The 1,541-nt window shown below is 50.0% G+C and carries 2 protein-coding genes; both read right to left on the reverse strand.

Annotated features, from left to right (window positions below; translation table 11 throughout):
• Positions 1 to 842: SGNH/GDSL hydrolase family protein (locus ACTHUT_RS20280; protein WP_440419599.1), on the reverse strand; the 842-nt coding region annotated here is incomplete at its 3' end.
• Positions 843 to 852: 10 nt separating this feature from the next.
• A partial coding sequence (locus ACTHUT_RS20285) for an MBOAT family O-acyltransferase (protein WP_440419600.1) occupies positions 853 to 1,541 on the reverse strand: 689 nt, incomplete at its 5' end.

A 1,541-nucleotide genomic window follows, 5' to 3' on the forward strand; every position in this document is an offset into this window, starting at 1 on the left:
GCTTGAGATGACACCGTACCCGACAGGATTTTGTCGAGGTAGCGCATCTGTTCATTGAGCTTGGCTTTTTTCATGTAAGGAATGCCCAGCCAAATGACTTGGACATCATGTGCGGAGGCTGCATCAAGAATACGGCGGACGCGGTTGAGGTATTCTGCCTCCCATTCGGGGGAGGCGAATTTCAGGTATTTTTTACCCATTGGGAAATCCCAAGGGTCGTTAGGGCCTAAGAATACAACTAAAACGCGGATGTCGGGTTCTTTTTGCAAAGTTTGTTCGATGGTTTTCGGCCAGTCGAAGAAATTGGGGTAGGACAAACCGGTACTTTGTTTGCTGAGGTTGACCGATTGTACGCCATATTCTTGCTTGAGGTGTTTTTGTACGAAAGGTGCAACGCCCTGCATCAGCGAGTCGCCGGCAAAGAAAACTTTGTTGCCTTTTTTCAAAATGACCTGCGTTGCCGACTGTTCAGCTTGATTGCCTGGCTCGCTGGCGGCGGTATCCGTATTGTTAGCCGCATCGGAAGCAGCAGAGTCTTTTTGGTTGTCCGATACTTCAATGTTTTCCGTATTTTCAGACGGCCCTGTTGTTTCGATACCAGAGTCTTCTGAAGCCAACGCGTCTTCTGTTTCCAGTGAAGCTTTCAGGCCGTCTGAAAATTCGTAGGCTTTTTGTTGCCAATCTGCACCGATACGCCACCAAGCGTATTCGGATAAAGGCTCAAGCGGACTATTTTCATGATAGGTCTGCTGCCAATAGGCATTGATGGAGTTTTGGGCAAACCACGTCAGTGCAACCGCACTGAGCAGAATAGAAACAAACAGGGAGATAAAGCGTTTCATGTTCTGCTCCTTAGAAGTTGGCGTAAATAAAGCCGGGAATGCCGGATGGGGCGAAGACGATAATCAAGGCGAGGATAAGCGTGATGGGGATAAACCACAGCCATGCAGGCAGGTTGTCCAAGCCTTTTACCGATGCTTCAAATAAGCGAAGCAAATACGGGTAAAGCAAAAGCATCAGTGCAAATGCACCCAGCAACATGAGGTCGGTCGGTAGAGGCGTGTTCCAACCTTTGTCATTGGCAAATAAGGCGCTGAACAGCATTTCCGTATCGGCAAGCGTTGCGCTGTTGAACACAACAAAAGCGAAACAAACGAAATGGAAGGTAAACAGCCAGGCAAGCGGTTTGCCGATTTTCAGACGGCCTAAGGCATTGCGGCCGACGATTTTATCGCCGCAGTTAAGGAACACCAAAGCCGAACCGTGCAGCGCGCCCCAAATCAAAAAGCTCCAGCCGTAGCCATGCCAAATGCCGGAAAGTAACATGGCAATCATCAGATTGAGCTGGGTGCGACCGAAGCCTTTTTTGCTGCCGCCCAAAGGGATATAGATATAGTCGCGAATCCAAGTGGACAGGCTGATGTGCCATCTGTCCCAGAAGTCGCGGATGTTGATGGCGCGAAGCGGCGCGGCGAAGTTTTTCGGCAACTGGAAGCCGAGCAGCATGGCCAAGCCGATGACCAAATCCGAGTAGCCGGAAA

The sequence above is a fragment of the Neisseria sp. P0022.S010 genome (assembly GCF_051956635.1).